Below are 18,801 nucleotides of genomic sequence, written 5' to 3' on the forward strand. Positions count from 1 at the left end.
AATTGAATAAGATTAATAATATTGTAAAAATCATAAGTGAATTAGGCTCACTTATGATTTTTTTCATTTTATATGGGTTATATTTAGGCGTAAAAATGGAGTTTATGTACAAAAATAAAAAAAACTAATGGACAATCACTATAATTCTGCTACATTTGGAAAAAATAAAATGTACACTATAGAGAGGGAAGGAAAAAACTTATGAAGATACTTGATTCAGTTAACTGCAGAAGGAGAATAATGTATTCTCTAAAAGAGAGTTATAGTAGAATTTTAGAAAACTATCAATATATTAATCAGCAAGTAAAAGAGAATAAAGATATAGTTGGGGCTGCAGAATGGCTTTTAGACAATATTTATGTTATAGAAAAAGAGTATAAAACTATTAAGATAAATATGCCATGGGGATATTTCGAAAATCTTCCCTTGGTTAGTGGAGAAGAGTCATGTCCTAAAATATATCTTTTAGCTAAAGATCTTCTTAAGTCTAATGACGGAAAAGTAGAGGAACACGACACAATAAATTTCCTAAAAGGCTGTGATGATAAAGAGTATATAACTTTAGGAGAGTTATGGGCTTTTCCTTTGATGTTAAGAGTTGCGTTAATAGAAGGTATAGCAACAGTTACCGATAAGCTTGCATATATCCAAAAAGAAAAACAAAGCGGAGAAGAATTAGCTTATAGAATAATAGATAGCAGTAATAATGATAGTTTGGCAGACACAGTTGAAGAAATAGGCAAAAATAATGAGAAGTTCTCAATTGAAATGGGTGAAAAGTTATTTAGAGTTTTAAGAGATAATTCCATAGATAATGATGAACTTTATAAGGTATTAGAAAAGAAGATAACAAAAGAAGAAAATTTTGAAGATGCCATTACAGGAGAGTTTATAAGAGAAAATAAGCTTCAACTTTCTATGGGGAATTATATAACTTCACTTAGAACCATAGATGCTATTAGTTGGAAGTATGTTTTTGATAGTGTATCCCGAATAGAAAAGCTTTTGAGTGAAGATCCTGAAGGAACCTATAGTAATATGGATTTTGACTCCAAGGATTTCTATAGACATAGAGTTGAAGAAATAAGTAGATCTACAGCAAAAGAGGAATGGAAAGTAGTAGAAGAGGCTTTGAAATTATGTGAGATTGCTAAGTCTTTTGAAAACGAGAGATACAAAGCTCATGTAGGTTATTATTTGCTAGATCAAGGAGAAAAAGATTTAGAAAAAAGCATAGGTAAGTTTAGGAGTAAGAAAGCAGTAGCGCCAGGGAGATTTATATTATATCAAATATGTCTAATCATATTATGCGAAATAATAGTTATATCTTTAGCATATGCTTTTGATCCTTATATGTCTACAGGAGAACTAGTTACTGGTGCTTTAATTGTACTATTGCCTATATCTGAGGTTGTGGTCGGGTTTATGAATTGGAGTATAACTAAACTTTATAAGCCGGATTTCTTGCCTAAGCTGGATTTTGAAAAAAATATACCTGAGGATTCTAGAACCTTAGTTGTTATACCTGCTATATTTAGCAGTAGTCGCAAGGTAAAGGAACTTATGGATTCTTTAGAGGTTTACTATATAGCGAATAAAGATGATAACTTTTATTTTGCATTGTTAGGAGATCTAGCTGATTCTAAAAATGAGGAAGAAGAAACAGATAAGGACATAAATTTTATTGGAAAAGAGTCAGCAAAGCTACTAAATGAAAAGTATTTTAAAGGAAAATCAGAACATTTCTTTTTCTTTAATAGAAAGAGAGTGTTTAATGATAGAGATAACATTTGGATGGGCTGGGAGCGAAAAAGAGGAAAGCTCATGGAATTCATGGCTATTCTAAGAAATGATAGAGAAACTAGCTACAATGTTATTAGTGGCAATATAGATGAACTTAAAAAAGCTAAATATTTAATAACATTGGATGCAGACACAGTACTGCCTATGGGGGCAGGGAAAAAACTAGTTGGAGCCATGGCTCATATTTTAAATTCAGCTATTGTAAACAATGAGGGCAGAGTAATAAGAGGATATGGAATAATGCAGCCTAAGGTAGATATGAAGATCGAGGCTTCAGAAAAAACTATATTCACTCAAATATTTGCAGGTGATGGAGGGATAGATGTATACTCTAGCGCTGCATCAGACTCTTATCAAGATTTATTTAAGGAAGGTATTTTCACAGGAAAAGGTATTATAAATATCGATACATTTTATAATATTTTAAAAGACGAAATCCCTGAAAATACAGTTTTAAGTCACGATTTATTAGAAGGTTCATATACAAGATGTGCACTTTTAACTGATGTAAATGTAGTTGATGGATATCCAGCTTCTTATAAAGCTAGCTGTATGAGATCTCATAGATGGATTAGAGGAGATTGGCAGATACTACCTTGGCTATTTAATAAGAAGCTAAAGTTATTATCTAGATGGCAGATATTTGATAACTTAAGAAGAAGTATAGTAGCACCATGGATTGTAATTAGTCTATTCATTACTGTAATTGTATTAAAAAATGGTATGCTGTGGGATATATTCACCCTTCTAGGAGTAATATCACTTGTAGCCTTTGCTTTCACAGACATGATGATTACACCTAAATATAAGAAAAAAGATATACTAAGAAGTTTAAAGCAAGTACTTTTAACAATAACTTTCTTACCAAATCAATGTGTAATAATGTTAGATGCCATAATAAGAACTATATATAGATCAACTATATCTAAGAAAAATATGCTTCAGTGGCAAACTTCAGCAGATGTTGAGGCTGCATGTAGTAAAGATCTATACAGCTATTTCAAGTATATGTGGCTCTCATCACTTATAGGTGTATTGTATTTGATAGCAACCTTTAATAAGTCAATATCTTTAGGAAGTACAAATTTATTAATATCTATTTTATGGATTATAAGTCCTCTAATAGCTTATTTAATAAGTAAGGAAGATAGAAATGCGACAACTACCTTCAATGAGATACCAGAAAAGGATAAGCTGCTTATAAGAACCTTAGGCAGAAGAACATGGGCTTATTATGAGGATTTTGTAAATGAAGAAAATAACTATTTAGCACCAGATAATTTTCAAGAAGATCCTAACAATGGAGTGGCTTTTAGAACCTCACCAACTAATATGGCAATGGGGCTTATGTCAAATATAGTTGCAAGGGATATGGGGTATATTACACTTTTCGATACAGTAGATAGGATAGAAAAAATTCTTAATAGTATGGATAAATTAGATAAGTATCATGGTCATTTTTTAAACTGGTATGATACAAGAACAAGGACTCCATTATGGCCTAGATATGTTTCTACTGTTGATAGTGGAAATTTAGTAGGATATCTATGGGTTATCGAAGAAGCTTTAAGTGAATATTTAAAGAAACCACTTATATCAGATAATCAAAGAAACTCATTGATAGACACAATGAGCATTATTGAAGAAGAAATTAAAGATAACGGAATATTTAAATTAGAAAAAGAGACTATACGTAGTGAAGATATGAATTTGAAGAATTATATGGAGACACTAAAAGATATAGTAGATAAGTGTTTAAATATAGAACTGGAAAACAAACAAAAAGAGTTATATTGGATAGCAAAGCTAAAAAAAGAAGCTGTAATGAAGCTGGCTGAGTTAGGAGAAATTATAGAATCCTGTAGTGAAGAAAATGACGATGATGATAGATTGAATGAACTAGGAAATATATTGTTAAAGGTTCCAGTTACCAATCTCGAAGCTGCTCTAAATAATAGCTTGGCTAAAAAGTCTGAGTCGAATAATAAGGAAATACAGATTAAAACTAGTCCTGTTGCAGATTTAATAGCAAAGATAAACAATATAATCGGAAGACTAGATGTGATGGCTACTGAAACAGATTTCAAGGTTTTATATAATAGTCATAGAAAGATATTCTCAATCGGATACGATATGGAGAACAATACTTTAGGAGATAACTGCTATGATTTGTTGGCATCTGAAGCAAGGGCTGCATCTTTTATAGCGATAGCAAAAGGTGATGTAGAGTATGAACATTGGTTTAAGTTAGGTAGAGCTATAACCACAGCTTTTGGTATAAAGAGCTTAGTTTCTTGGAGCGGAACAATGTTTGAGTATTTTATGCCAGCCTTAATAATGAAAAATTACGAAGGAACTCTATGGGATTTAACATATAACTCTGTAATAGAAGCTCAAAAGATCTATGCCAATAAAAGAGGTATTCCTTGGGGAATATCAGAGTCAGCATTTTATCATTTTGATGTAGCAATGAACTACCAGTATAAAGCTTTCGGTGTGCCAGGAATAGGATTAAAAAGAGGCTTGGTAGATGAGTTGGTAGTGTCACCTTATTCAACAGTAATGGCATTAAGTTTTGCACCATTATCTTCAATAGAAAATATGAATACCTTGATAAATAAAGGCATGATAGGAAGATATGGATTTTATGAAGCTATAGATTTTACTGAAGAAAGAGTAACTAGAGGAAAACAAGAATCTCCAGTTAAATGCTTTATGGTACATCATCAAGGCATGAGTTTAATGTCACTTGATAACTTTGTAAATGAAAACATACTCCAAGAAAGATTTCATAAGCTTCCTCAAGTAAAGGCTTTTGAGTTATTACTTCAAGAAAAACAAGGATATCATGAAATATTTACTAGAAAGCAACAATTTGATTTGCCAGAAATTAAGGTTGAGCAAGAACCACTTATAGTAAGAGAATACTCTTCAGCTACAGAAAATCCAGAGGTTCTTCTGTTATCAAATGGTTCATATTCCACAATCATAACCAATAGTGGAAGTGGGTTAAGTAAAAAAGGTGAAATGACTGTGAATAGATGGAAGTCAGACACTACAGATGAAGGTGGAGGAGTGCTATTCTACATAAAGAATTTGAACTCTAATGAATACTGGAGCCCTTCATATGAACCATGTAGAGTAGCTGGCGATGAAGAAGTAGTTCAGTTTACTTTAGATAAAGCATTCTTTAAGAGAAGTGTTGGAAATATTGAAAGCTCTATGGAAGTATGTGTATCTTCACAATATGATGCAGAAGTAAGAAAAATCACTTTAAAGAATAATTCTGAAAGCGTGAGAAATATCGAGATAACAAGTTATATGGAAGTTACTTTAGCGCCCTTCAGTGCTGATGTGGTTCATCCAACTTTCTCAAATTTATTTATCACAACAGAGTATGATGAAGATAATAGATGTATCATAGCTAAAAGAAGACCAAGAGCAAAAGGACAAAAACAACATCATCTAGTTCAAAAGGTGGTAAGTGATGGTGATATTATAGGAGCAGTATCCTATGAAACTGCTAGAGCAGACTTTATAGGAAGAAATAGAAATCTAAGAGCTCCAAGGGCTATGGATAACGATACTGCATTAAATAATAGTGTAGGTATAATACTGGATCCTATTATATCTATGAGAGTTATGGTAAAGGTACCTCCAAAGCAAAAAGTATCAGTATCCTATGTTACTATTGCAGGTGATAGTAGAGAAGAGGTTATGAAAATTGCAAGCAAGTACACAGATAATAGTTCCAGTGAAAGAGCTTTTATAGGTGCAACTCAGCAGGTAGCTTTAGAAATGAAGTATTTAGGTATAAAATCATTTCAAGCTAACCTATTCCAATCATTAGCCTCAAATATATTATTTCTAACTACTTGGAGAAGAGAAAATGAAAAATACATAAAGGCATTAAGTAAACATCAAAGAGACTTATGGCCTTATGGAATTTCAGGAGACCTTCCTATACTCATGCTTGTGATAAAAGAAGAAGCTGATATGGACCTTCTTAGACAAGTGATTAACATGCATTACTATTGGAGAAGCAAAGGTCTTAAGTCAGATTTACTAATATACAATGATGAAGAAACTTCTTATGATCTGCCAGTACAAAAAAATATAATAGAGCAAGTTAATACATCCCAATCAAGAGATTACTGGAATAAACCTGGTGGAATATACCTTCATAGTAAAAGCACCTTAGGTGATGAAATGAGAGATTTCTTATTAGGTATAGCAAAGCTTGTTATTAGCTCTGATAAAGGCACTTTGTTAAATCAGATGAAGCAATGGGAAGCAAAGGATAAAAAGGTTAGAGATGATGTGATTTTAAGGCACAAAGAGCTTCAAGGATATGATATACCTAGAAGAGAGACTATACTTCGAGAAAATGCCAATACAGATAAAGATAAGAATGAAAAAGATATTAAGTATAATGGATTTAGTAGTTATGAAGGAAGTATAAACTATAAATATAATATAGAAGATTTAGATTTCTTTAACGGTTATGGTGGGTTTAAGAAGGATGGCAGTGAATATGTAGTTGTATTAAATGATCATAGAGATACACCTGCACCTTGGATAAATGTAATATCAAATGGGGACTTTGGATTCCATGTTTCTGAAAGTGGATCTGCCTATACTTGGATTGGAAACTCTAGAGAAAACAAGATTACTCCTTGGAATAATGACTGGGTTATGGATACTGCAACTGAATGTTTATATTTAAGAGATGATATAAACGAAGAGATATGGAGCATAACACCTAAACCATTAAGAGATACAGGGGAATATGTTGTAGAACATGGTTTTGGTTACTCTAGATTTAGCCATGACTATCATAATATAAATGGTAAGACTACTATGTTTTGCTCTATGGAAGATAATATAAAAATATTAAAAATAGAACTTGAAAATAGTGGAGAAGATCAAAGAATAATATCATTATATTATTATGCACAGCTAGTATTAGGGGTTGTTCCTCAACAATCAGCTCAATATGTATCAACTTATATTAGTGAAATGAATGCAAAGGAAAGTAATAAAGATAAAAAGGAAAGATTCATATGGGCTAGCAATCCATACTCTGCAAACTTCGGTAACTATAAGAGCTATCTAAAGTTTTATGGAGGAGATGAAGAGAGCTTTACTGGTGATAGAGTTGAGTTCCTAGGGAGAAATGAAGGACTGGGATATCCAGAAGCTTTAAGACTTGAGAAACTATCAGATACAGTAGGAGGAGGCTTAGATCCATGCCTAGGTGCTCAAACTAAGATTACAATGAAACCAAAAGAAAAGAAAACCCTGATATTAATGTTTGGTGCAGAAGAGAGTGTAGAAGCTATAGGAAATTCTATAAATAAATATAGCAATCTACAATATGTGGATGATACTTTGACTAAGGTTAAAGATTACTGGCAAGGTTTCTTAGGAACAGTCAAGATAAAGACTCCAGATAAGTCAATGGATTACATGGTAAATGGATGGTTGATGTATCAAACAATGAGTTGTAGATACTGGTCAAGAACAGCCTTCTATCAATCCGGTGGAGCTTATGGATATAGAGACCAACTTCAAGATTCAATGTCTTTAGGAATACTAGATGAAACAATTACGAGAAATCAAATTCTTAGGAGTGCTTCGAGACAATATGAAGAAGGAGATGTTCAACATTGGTGGCATCCTGTGGTAAACAGTGGTATAAGAACAAGATTTAGTGATGACTTATTATGGTTACCTTACGTTGTTGCAAAGTACCTAAAAGCTACTGGTGATTATAGTGTTTTAGAAGAGGAAGCCCCTTTCTTATATGATGACCCACTTAAAGATGGAGAAGATGAAAGATACTCAGATAGATTTGAGTCTAAATCTTCTGGAACAGTCTATGATCACTGCATAAGAGCAATAAAATATGCGTTGAAATATGGAGAACATAATATACCTTTAATGGGTAGCGGTGACTGGAATGATGGAATGAGTACTGTAGGTAATGAAGGAAAAGGTGAAAGTGTATGGCTTGGATGGTTCTTATATGAAATACTAGGAGATTTCACTGAAGTAACTAGTTATAAGAACGACAAAGAGAATACGAAAAACTTTACCGACAGCAGAAACTTCATCCTAGAAAATCTTGAAAAGAATGCTTGGGATGGTGGCTGGTACAGAAGAGCATACTTTGATGATGGAACTCCATTAGGTTCTAAAGAAAATGATGAATGTAGAATTGACTCTTTAGCACAAAGTTGGGCAGCAATAACTGGTGGTGGAAAGCCAGAAAGAGTTAAAGAAGCTATGGACGCTATTGAGAATAATTTGGTAAAAGAAGATAAAGGAATCATACTTCTGCTAAATCCACCATTTAATAACTCAAAATTAGAACCAGGATATATCAAAGGATATGTACCTGGAGTAAGAGAAAATGGAGGCCAGTACACTCATGCTGCAGTTTGGGTTATTGTAGCAATGGCAAAGCTTGGAATGGGCAATAAGGCATGGCAATATTTCAATATGATAAATCCAATCAACCATAGTTCTTCAGAATTATCAAGTAAGACCTATAAGGTAGAACCTTATGTAATGGCTGCAGATGTATATCTCCAAGAACCACATGGAGGTAGAGGAGGCTGGAGCTGGTATACAGGTGCTTCAGGTTGGATGTATAAGGCAGCAGTTGAATATATGCTAGGCTTTAATAGAAGTTACGACAAAGGCTTCAAGATAGAACCTTCTATACCAACTAATTGGAAGCAATATGAGATAGAGTACAATAAAGACAATATGCATTATCACATAGTAGTAACACAAGATATTAATAAGGCTACTAATTCCAGTGATAAAAAGCCATCAAAAACAATTATTTTAGATGGAAAAGTACTAAAAGAAGATATTATTCCATACCTAGAAGGAAATCATGAAGTAGAGGTACAGATATAAGTTTAAATTAAAGATGAACTGCTCCAAACCCAAATATAAATATATTTTCAAAACTCTCTCGACCTCTGGCAAGAGAGTTGGGAAACGTAAATTTAAGGCTGAAGTGGTTCATCAATAAAAATGCATGTTCAAAAATCATAATTGATGATTTAGAACATGCATTTTCTTTTAAGATATGTTTAACAATATTGTTAAAATTAAATGGTTAGACAGGAGATGCTATATGCGCAAGCTCATTAAAGCATCGGATGATTAACCACTTAATTTCAACGCAACGCTTTAATAGCAACTTCTTTTAATCTGAGTCCTGATCTTCATATAAGGATTGGTCAGTATAATCAAATTCCATATATGAAATGTTGTTTGATACAATAGGATCTGTCTTAGGATTAGGTAATTTAGTATAGGTATTTCCAGTTTGAGAAAGAGAAATTAAGTCATGTCCTTCAGGTGAATACCAATCTCTATCATTTGGTAAATAAGTTTTATTGGTAACTTTACTTTTGTTTGTCATAAATCTCACTCCTTTAGTTTTTAAAATTAACCACTTCAAGCTGAAAATATAAGCTTAAATATAAAGTGGTTAATTTATAGTATCTCAAATTTTACTAATTTTATATTGTAAAAAAGACCCATGAATTTTATAATAATGATAGGAATATATATTTAATTAGTCCAGATTAAGGATATGGCTTTAAACCTATCAATTAAAGGTGGACCACTTCAATAGGAAATCTATTTTAACATTTGTTTAGGTTTTAAGAGAAGAATTTAAAGATATTGCTATGTTTAATTTCAATATGGTGTTTTAACCGCACCAGAAATATAAATTTTATGATGAAGTGGTCATCTAATATATGTTTAATAAATATATATATTAATTGGGTTAAAGTAAATTTCATCACATAATGAATAGGAGGAGAATTATATGACAGAAGTAAATCAAGTATACAAATGTGAAGTGTGTGGTAACATTGTTGAGGTAGTAAATCAAGCGGGTGGAACTTTAGTTTGCTGTGGAAAGCCAATGACTCTTAAAAAAGAAAATACAACTGATGGAGCAAAAGAAAAGCATGTTCCAGTAGTAGAAGCTGTTGAAGGCGGAGTATTAGTTAAGGTTGGCGAAGTAGCTCATCCAATGACAGAAGAACACTTAATACAGTGGATAGAAGTTATCACTGAATCAAAAGTACTAAGAGGTACATTAAAAGCTGGAGACAAGCCAGAAGTGTATTTTAACACTGGTGATGAAAAGGTAGTAGCAGTTAGAGAATACTGTAACTTACATGGATTATGGAAAGTAGAACTATAAAAATAGCAATATAATTTTTAAAGGAAGCAGAACAAGCTTCCTTTTTTGTGGTATTAATTATCGCTGTTGAAAATTATATATAGTTCCTAGCTCAACTATTAATTAATACATGCTTACATAATTCAGGTGTGTGATTTTCTAACAAGTATAAATTCTATATAGGAGCTCTTTGCAAGTTTTATAAACAAAACTTAACATTAAAATTAACTTATAGATTTGGGTAAGAATGTAGAAAATTTGTTATAATAAATATATAGATAAATTGTTTTACAATTAGATTTGCAAGATAAAGATCGTACTTAAAGTACTTATTTGTATTCACTTATAAATTCTTTAAGTATAGATTAAATTGGTATATCTAAAGATGCACCAGTTCGAACCAAAACTATTTTTAAAACTCTCACGGGTTATGGTGAGAGAATTTAAAAATAATAAGTTTTATTACGAACCGGTACATCTAAAGATGAAACACTTCAATCAGAAATCTATTTTCAAAACTCCTCTGGGTTCTTAGAGGAGAATTTGAAAATATAAGTTTAATTATGAAGTGATTCATCTATATACAGTAATAAATAGGAGAGGATGAACTTCTGATGAAATATAAACTAATATGCCTAGACATGGATGGTACACTCTTAAGTAGTCCAAGTACCATAAGCGAAGAGAATAGAAATGCTGTATTGCAGGCTTATAATAAAGGAATAAAGATTGCTATAACTACTGGAAGATTGTTTACATCAGCAAAATATTATGCGGATTTAATTGGGATAAAGGTGCCAATAGTTGCTTCAAACGGTGCATATGTTAGAGAAAAAGATAGAGAAGAAGTAATATACAAATCTTCACTTAATGATGATCAATTAAGAAGAATTTATGAAGTTATAAAAAAATATGACCTTCTAACATATTTTAATACTCATGATACCTTAATATCAGAGAGCGTCGTAGGAGAAAGTCATGGTTATAAAGTTAATAATAAGGAATTGCCAGAAGAAAGAAGAATAAAATTCGATGAAGGAACAGACTTTAAAGAAGCATTTAAGAGACATGAAGGTGAGATTCTTAAAGCCATATGCGTTGAAGAAGCAGATATAGATAGGCTGATGAAAGCTAAAGCAGAATTGAGACAATATAAAGATCTTGAAGTGGTAAGTTCATGGACTAACAACTTTGAGGTAATGAATGCTGGTACATCTAAGGGAAACGCAGTAAAGAACTTGGCAGAAATGCTTGGCATAAAGCAAGAGGAGATAATATGCATAGGAGATAGCGAAAATGATTTATCAATGATAAGATATGCAGGTCTTGGTATCGCTATGGGAAATGCACCAGATGAAATTAAAAAAGAAGCAGATTATGTTACAGATACAAATGTAAATTCAGGAGTGGCAAAGGCTATAGAAAAGTTTGTATTGTAAGATAGTAATAAATGAAAGAGCTGTGAGATGAAGTACATCTAAAATGTTATACCTAGCATTTTAGAATATATTCAAAAGCAGCTCTTTTTTGTTTAGTTATATGCATAATTTAGGGGAAGTTCAAAGATATTATTGGAAATTAGGTGTTTATACAAGAGACGCTATATGATTGAGTAACTAGAATTAAATGATTTTTTCGATGGTCAATCACTTAATATCAACAGGGTGATTTAACAACATATAAATAAATCTTACATGGATAAAACACAATAAATATTAGTGAGATAAGTATTAATACTTATTTATACTTTTATAGCATAAAGTTAATCTTAAGGTAAAATTTATATTAGTGCTATTTAATAAATTTTCCAATTGTTATAAAATGAATATATTAAATTTCAAATTTAGAGGTGATAAAAAAATGTATGGAATAACTCAATGTTATATTTATAATTCAATAGATTCTTACAATAGTGAAATGCCAGATGTTACAGTGGAAGTAAAGGATGTTAAGCAAAACGGTGATTATCTTACTCTTCAAGATACCAGTGGATATACTCATATTGTGAATTTGACGAAAGTATTTGCTGTGACTTATAAAGCAGGGCAAAGTGCTGGATATTAAAGCAGGAGATAATAATGCGACGAACTGAAATAGATATTTACAAAGTGTATGATAATTGGCAGAAGGGGTTAGAAGAATTTCAATGTTATTTTAAAGTAACCCCTTTTGCTACCATGAAAAATTATACTGATTTTTTACTAGATGGTACAATTTCACCTAGTAGTGATAGTATAGATAAATTCGGTAAATTAAAACATAGATTTGAAGCTGATAGCCTATATATTATTGATTTTGAAGTGAACTTAGCTTTAGATATGGCCCTATTATTAAATAACGAAGTTAAAGTAAAGCCTATTTTATCCTTTAATCATATCTTCCATACTTTCGGAATAGTTGGGGATGAGAATATGGCTCAGAGATTACTAGTATATAGTGATAGGTTAGAGCTTATAAATCCAAAAGCATACTGCTTCGTATTGGACAAAGATAGGTATAAGGAAGATTATACCTGTGATTATATGAAGTTCAATAATCAATATGAAATAACTGAAGAGGAATTGCCTCCTGCAGACATGTTAGAAGCACTTGGGATAAAAAATATTGTATATATTTCTGAGGATTATGTAAAAGAAGATGTAAAGTATTATTTAGAATACCTAAGAAGAAGTGATTTTGATGTTGAAGAAATTCTAGAGTTTTAAGGGAGATATAGTAAATGGATGAAAAGTGGAAAAAAAGGGCTTTAGCATTGTCAGTTGCAACTGCAGTAAGCTTAGCAAGTCCTTTGTACAGTGAGGGAAAGTTGATTGTTAAAGCAAATTCTAATAATGGAATTTCAGAAGATGAGGAACAGGAAACCATAGATCAATTTGAGAATGATGACGCTTATCATGGTACTGGTTCTACTGCAATAATATTTCCATCAAATGTACCTATACTACTTAGGGGAAAGGCAACAAAGTTTTCTTCTGATAGCTGGAAAGCATGGCAAGATGGAAAAGGTCTTTATGGGTACAAAAGTGATAGAATGACAAGCTCTTCGAGTTAATAAGGATGTAACACTTCAAACCGAAAACCATTTTTAAAACTCTCACGGCTTCTGGTGAGAGAATTTAAAAATATAAATTTAAAAATGAAGTGGTACATCAAAAAAAAGAAAAGAGTGATTTTTATGCAAAAAAGTCATTATGATGGATATAAAAGCCTTAGTGACATGATGATGTTTAAATATGATATGGTCCATACCACAAGAAAAAATGATGTGTTTGCTGATGAACCAGCGTTTATAAGCGAAGCTTTAGCAAATAATTTTAAAAAAAGTAGTGAAATTCTAAATACTCTTATAGAAAGAATCCTTAACGGAATCAATAAAGAGTTTGAAGATGTAAAACCATATATACCAGATTTCAAATATAAAGATGAGATAATAGCTATAAAAAGAAAACTACCTGAAACCTTGTGGGTTAGATATGATGGATTTAGAAAAGAAGACGGAATATTTTATAGCGAGCTTAACTATGATAAGCCTTGTGCACAGAGAGAGTGCAGCTTTAATTCAACATTTGAAAATGCTTTTGGTGATAATTTTGATAAGGATTTACGCAGTGTATTCAAAAGGATTTGTACTGAAGAGATTCCAGATAAGAAAGAGCTGAATATTGCATTTTTGACTGCACCTTCTAGATATGAAGAGACCCATCTAGCGATGTATATTAAAGACTTACTTGAAGACAGTAAACATTTCTTTATCTTAGCAGGGCCAGATAATTTCAATGTAGTAGGGGATAAGGTTTATGCCTTTAATAAACAAATCGATGTAATGATAAGATTATATCCTACAGAATTCCTATATGAAGTAAGGGATTTTGAACATATCTTAAGGCTCCATGACAATAATAAGTTCTTAATATTAAATGATCCGAGGGTAATAATAGCTCAAAGTAAAAGCTTATATGCATATTTATGGGCACTAGCAGAGGATAAAGATTCAAGGCTTAGTGAATTAGAAATTAACGTAATAACTTCAGTACTACCTAAAACTGAGATTTTAAGTGAAGACAATTTTTATAAAGCTCTACGTGAAAAGGATAAGTATGTTGTAAAGCCTGTGTTCGGAAGATATAGTATAGATGTATTTATAGGAATTCTTCATGATGAAGCAGAATGGAAGGAAAGTATGAAATATGTTGAAGAACAAATGCAGTACAAAAAATTCATACTTCAAGAATTCTGTGAAATAGAGATGGAGACTGCACCTTATTACGATGAGAGATTTAGCTATGATGTTGAGGCATTTGGTAATTATGGTATATTCTTAAGTGGTCATGATTTTATAGGTAGTTGTATAAGATGGAATGATGACTATCTTACTGAAGAAGAAAGCACTTGGATAAGTTCTGTAAGTATAAATAAATCACCTCAATTAAGGATAATAAGTCCTAATATTGATATGGAAGCTTTAAAAAAAGAGGCTATATTAGAACATGGATTCACAGGGATTTATGCAAAGAATTATGAGTATCTAAGTAAAGAAATCATTGTAATGGAAGATGGCAAGGTCCAAGAATTAAAGGATGCCACTGAAAAATTAGCATCTATTTTTAAGAAAACTGCGAAGTTAATATATAACAATCTAGATTTATACGGAGATATACTTGGAATACAAAATCTAGAAGAAACTATTAAACGAGAATTTACTGATGAGCTCATATTTATAGGTAGAATGGATTGGATATTAGATAAGTACGGAAACTTTAAGGTGCTGGAGCTTAATGCAGAAACACCAGCTGGAGTGTGCGAAAGTCTTGTAATTGATAAGCTTTATTATGATAGGATAATATGTGACAATGGTCTTAAAGTTAATAGAATCAATGATAAATTAGAATCACTGATTAAAGACCAGTTTTATAAGATATTAGAAGATGCAAGAAGAAAGAAAACTGTAAATACAGTGGCTATTGTATCAGCAACCTATTATGAAGATTGGTATACGATAAATAGTATATACGATGCTGTTAAAGGTGAATATATTAAAGAAAATAAAGATACTCGCGTAAAGTTACTTATAGGTAGCATATATGATATTGAAGTTAAAGATGAGCAGTGTTATTTGTATGGAAATAAAATAGATTGTTTTTATAGATTTTATCCTTTAGATTGGTTTTTTGAACCACAATATGAAGTTGAAGCTATAGGCAAATTAATAAATAAAAGCATATTTTCTATTAATCCAACATGGTCCATAATACCTCAAAGTAAAGGCTTTTTTAGTGCAATTTATGAGCTATTAAAGTACAACTTTTATGATGAAAAAGAAAGAATGCTTATAAAAAAATACATTCCGTATACAACCTTTGATCCCACAACTTTAAATGGGGACTATATTGTAAAGCCATTGCTCGGAAGAGAAGGAGACAAGGTAAGATTATCTTATGAATTAGACCAATTACCTGATTATGATTGCATATTTCAGGAGACCATAAAAGGAGCTACTCATAAATTTACAGTAAAGTCTAATTTAAGTACTTGGAAGGAAAATTTATATCCCATAATTGGTACTTATATAGTTGGTGATACCTTTGCAGGAGCATATACTAGAGTTGGCTCTAAAATAACAAATAACATATGCATGTATTCACCTTTATATACAATGGAAGGAGAAGTGGTTAAATGAGTGAAGATGATAAAAAGCCAGCCATAAATAAAAACCTAAATACAGTTCCTAAGAATCCTTCCAAACTTAGGGACGCAAGGTTTAATAATAAAGCTGTTTCTAAAGAAAAAGAAAAAATGTATAACCCTTCATTGATAAAAACTAATAAAAAAGTTAAGAATCCATCTATGAATAAAAAGTATAACTACTTAAATGATGAAGATAAAAAATCATTAACTCTGGCTAGAGTTCTTTTAGGATTATTTAGCGGTGTTGCAATAATAGCAGTATTTATAATCTTGATAGTAAGCAGCAATAGTTCAGATGATAATATGTATAAAGGAAAAGCGTACTTTGAATACTTAGGTATAAGCGAAGCTAGTGCTTATAATGAAAAATTAGACAGCAAATACGACCTTGTAAAAACAGATAACTATTATGCAGGTACCTTTAGTTCAGATGGAGAGAATTATTATAGATTTGAAGTAGAGAAGCAGGGTGAAAAGTCCTATGATATGGAAGTCAGTTCATTGCAGTGTAGTGTATCTGAAGAAGATAATCTAGATAAAGGATATGTTGAGGTATTCAAACGAACCTACAGATCTACATCAGGAAAGTTTTCAGGAAAAGATGTAAATGTATTTTACTACAAACTTCATATACCTAAAGGAACACTAAAGACTTTTGAATAATTTATATAATATTTAATTTCATAAAAAACATTAAATATAAATTTTGAATAATAATAAAAAACAGTAGAAAACTACTATAAGAAGTTTTCTACTGTTTTTCTGTTGTTTTAACATTAAAACAACTTATGAGATTTAATGAGCAAATCTCACAGAGTGACTCTTTGATGATGATGATGATGATGATGGACTTGTTCCTTTAAAAATGAACTCACAAAGCTCATTCTTATTTATCAATATTGCTAAACCTAATGGGATTAGTAACCCTATTAGGGTGAAAATTACGTAGTTATAATTAAACAGTGTTTCAAAATAATGATTTAGTGGAATATGCAAATACATTATTATTAATGAATTTGCTCCAGCAAGTTTAAGGAAGCTTGCGATAGAGCCTAGGTGTTTTAGTTGAGTTAAATGATAACTTATAGAAAGTATAAATATTGTAAATGTTATTGGTACTAATAAATCTAAGAAGTAATATCTAAACTCAGAATATTTTATATTCATATAATAATAAATTTGAAGATCAGTATTTAATTTTAAATAACTGATTGCAAGTACTCCGCTTATTATTAATGTAATTTTATTATTAACAAATTTCAATAAATCTTTAGCATAATAACCAATTGCGTAGTATGGTAATGTAATCATTAGTACATCCAAATTCCAAGGGATATAGTTAGCTGTTGTTATATCTACTACATTTTCAGGTACTGTAGCTAAAACAAATGCATGACCAGCAACATATAATCCGATTAATAACATTATTAAAGCTTGGTTTGATAATAATTTCTTTCCATAATGAAATAATACCTTAGTAAGGAATAAGCAAGGAATAAACCAAAATACACCTGGCATCATTTTACCAGCATATATATGCTCATAACTATAGTAAACTATATTTGGTAGTGAAAAATCCTGAGGATTAGTCATAAATGTTAGCGCCATATCAACTATTGAAAATGCTATATAAGGAATAAAAAACTTAGTAGCTTGTGATTTTATACTTAACTTATTCTTGTATAATAGACCGCTTATTATAAAGAACGCAGGCATATGAAACCAATACATATATTGAGCGAAAGGAAAATCGCTATGACATAGAATAACAGTAATAATTAGGATACCTTTTGCAATATCTAAATAATCCACTCTTTTAGAGCTTCCCATAATGAATCCCCCTGTTTCTATAAATATTTACCTAAAAAGTTTTAACGACCTTTTAACAAAACCTATTTTAGCACAAAAAATGAGGCAATCTTTAGTTTTCAGATATCTTTAAAAAAAAGTTTATCATTGTGGGAAAGTGTGTGACACTTTATGTGATAGAGAGATGGTCAATAAAAAGGCAACACATTTTTTAAACAAGTATTTCCCTTAATATGAAAATAATAATTAGCAAAAAAATAGCTAGTTAATTATAGAATGATAATTTTTTATAATAAATATACAAAATAATTAGAAGGTACTAGAAAAAATAAAACTAGGTGTTACAATATTGTAGAGGTGATAAGTATGGTTAAAAAACTTAACTGTGACTGGTCTGTAATAAAAGCCTTTAACAACAACATTGTTTTAGCAACAAATAATGAGAGTGAAAAGATATTATTTGCAAAAGGGATTGGATTTAATAAAAAACTAGGAGACATTATTAAAAGTGGCACTCTAGTAGAAAAAATATTTACCATAGAAGATGAAAAAAACAAAAACAATTTTAAAGAAATAGTGAATAGAAATGATGAATCTTTCGTAGCACTTTGTGAAGAAATCATAAGAGATATATCAGATAAATTAGGAGAAGAATTAAGTGAAAACATTCATGTTGGGCTTATTGATCATATAGATTTTGCGGTAAAGAGATTGAGGAACAAAGAAGAAATACAGAATCCTTTTATTAGTGAAATCCAAACTTTATATAATTTAGAATTCGAACTTGCAAAGCAAGCGTCTGTAAGACTAGAAAAAGAATTAGGAGTTGAGATTCCTGACGGTGAAGTTGGATTTATAGCACTACATATACATTCTGCTAGAAAGAATGGAAAGTTGTCAAACACTATGAAATACAGCTTTATAAATAATTCGATTTTAGAATTTATAGAAGAGGAACTCAATTTAAAGATTGATAGAAAATCACTAGACTACGCAAGATTTATAACTCATGTTAGATTTGCTTGTGAGAGAATTGTGACGAATAAAACTATTAAGAATGAACTTAAAGACACTATAAAAAGGCGTTATAAACAGTCGTATAAGCTAGCAAAAGAAGCTGCAAAAGTAATAGAAGAACAGTTAGAAGCAGAAGTCACTGTAGATGAAGTTGCGTATCTTGCCATTCACATAGAAAGATTGAAAAATATATAATAAAATTTCATTGAAAACGTTGCAATATTTATTAATATGATATATAATAAGTTTTGTAAAGATGAATAGCT

Annotated in this window: 11 protein-coding genes; 9 read left to right on the top strand and 2 right to left on the bottom strand. The window is 31.0% G+C overall.

Annotation, left to right across the window (positions count from 1 at the left end; translation table 11 throughout):
• Positions 1-201: 201 nt before the first annotated feature.
• Positions 202-8,733: a glycoside hydrolase family 94 protein gene (locus tag bsdtw1_RS00995; RefSeq protein ID WP_183275736.1), complete on the top strand. Its 8,532-nt coding sequence runs from the start codon at positions 202-204 to the stop codon at positions 8,731-8,733.
• Positions 8,734-9,028: 295 nt separating this feature from the next.
• On the opposite strand, the gene bsdtw1_RS01000 is transcribed toward bsdtw1_RS00995, so the two are convergent.
• Complete coding sequence (locus tag bsdtw1_RS01000) at positions 9,029-9,247, bottom strand: hypothetical protein (RefSeq protein WP_183275737.1); 219 nt, start codon at positions 9,245-9,247, stop codon at positions 9,029-9,031.
• A 414-nt stretch (positions 9,248-9,661) separates the two neighbouring features.
• Between bsdtw1_RS01000 and bsdtw1_RS01005 the strand changes: the two genes are divergently transcribed.
• The 7 genes from bsdtw1_RS01005 (at position 9,662) to bsdtw1_RS01035 (ending at position 16,372) form a co-directional block, all read left to right on the top strand.
• Positions 9,662-10,045, top strand: coding sequence for a desulfoferrodoxin (locus tag bsdtw1_RS01005; RefSeq protein WP_183275738.1), 384 nt, complete (start codon positions 9,662-9,664; stop codon positions 10,043-10,045).
• A gap of 593 nt (positions 10,046-10,638) precedes the next feature.
• Positions 10,639-11,463: a Cof-type HAD-IIB family hydrolase gene (locus bsdtw1_RS01010; RefSeq protein ID WP_183275739.1), complete on the top strand. Its 825-nt coding sequence runs from the start codon at positions 10,639-10,641 to the stop codon at positions 11,461-11,463.
• A 421-nt stretch (positions 11,464-11,884) separates the two neighbouring features.
• A complete protein-coding gene (locus tag bsdtw1_RS01015) occupies positions 11,885-12,088 on the top strand; it encodes a hypothetical protein (RefSeq protein WP_183275740.1) in 204 nt (67 codons plus the stop codon).
• A gap of 14 nt (positions 12,089-12,102) precedes the next feature.
• Complete coding sequence (locus bsdtw1_RS01020; RefSeq protein WP_183275741.1) at positions 12,103-12,729, top strand: hypothetical protein; 627 nt, start codon at positions 12,103-12,105, stop codon at positions 12,727-12,729.
• A 14-nt stretch (positions 12,730-12,743) separates the two neighbouring features.
• Positions 12,744-13,076, top strand: a complete 333-nt coding sequence (locus bsdtw1_RS01025) for a hypothetical protein (RefSeq protein ID WP_183275742.1) — start codon at positions 12,744-12,746, stop codon at positions 13,074-13,076.
• A gap of 123 nt (positions 13,077-13,199) precedes the next feature.
• Positions 13,200-15,701, top strand: a complete 2,502-nt coding sequence (locus bsdtw1_RS01030) for a glutathionylspermidine synthase family protein (RefSeq protein WP_183275743.1) — start codon at positions 13,200-13,202, stop codon at positions 15,699-15,701.
• On the top strand, positions 15,698-16,372 hold the full coding sequence (locus tag bsdtw1_RS01035) for a hypothetical protein (protein ID WP_183275744.1): 675 nt from the start codon (positions 15,698-15,700) through the stop codon (positions 16,370-16,372). The genes bsdtw1_RS01030 and bsdtw1_RS01035 overlap by 4 nt, the downstream gene beginning before the upstream one ends.
• Positions 16,373-16,504: 132 nt before the next feature.
• On the opposite strand, the gene bsdtw1_RS01040 is transcribed toward bsdtw1_RS01035, so the two are convergent.
• Positions 16,505-17,539, bottom strand: a complete 1,035-nt coding sequence (locus bsdtw1_RS01040; RefSeq protein ID WP_183275745.1) for an acyltransferase family protein — start codon at positions 17,537-17,539, stop codon at positions 16,505-16,507.
• A gap of 345 nt (positions 17,540-17,884) precedes the next feature.
• Here bsdtw1_RS01040 and glcT point away from each other — a divergent pair, with 345 nt between their 5' ends.
• Positions 17,885-18,730, top strand: a complete 846-nt coding sequence (gene glcT, locus bsdtw1_RS01045) for a glucose PTS transporter transcription antiterminator GlcT (RefSeq protein WP_183275746.1) — start codon at positions 17,885-17,887, stop codon at positions 18,728-18,730.
• The last annotated feature ends 71 nt before the right edge of the window (positions 18,731-18,801 follow it).

It is taken from the genome of Clostridium fungisolvens (assembly GCF_014193895.1).
Lineage (GTDB): Bacteria > Bacillota > Clostridia > Clostridiales > Clostridiaceae > Clostridium_AR > Clostridium_AR fungisolvens.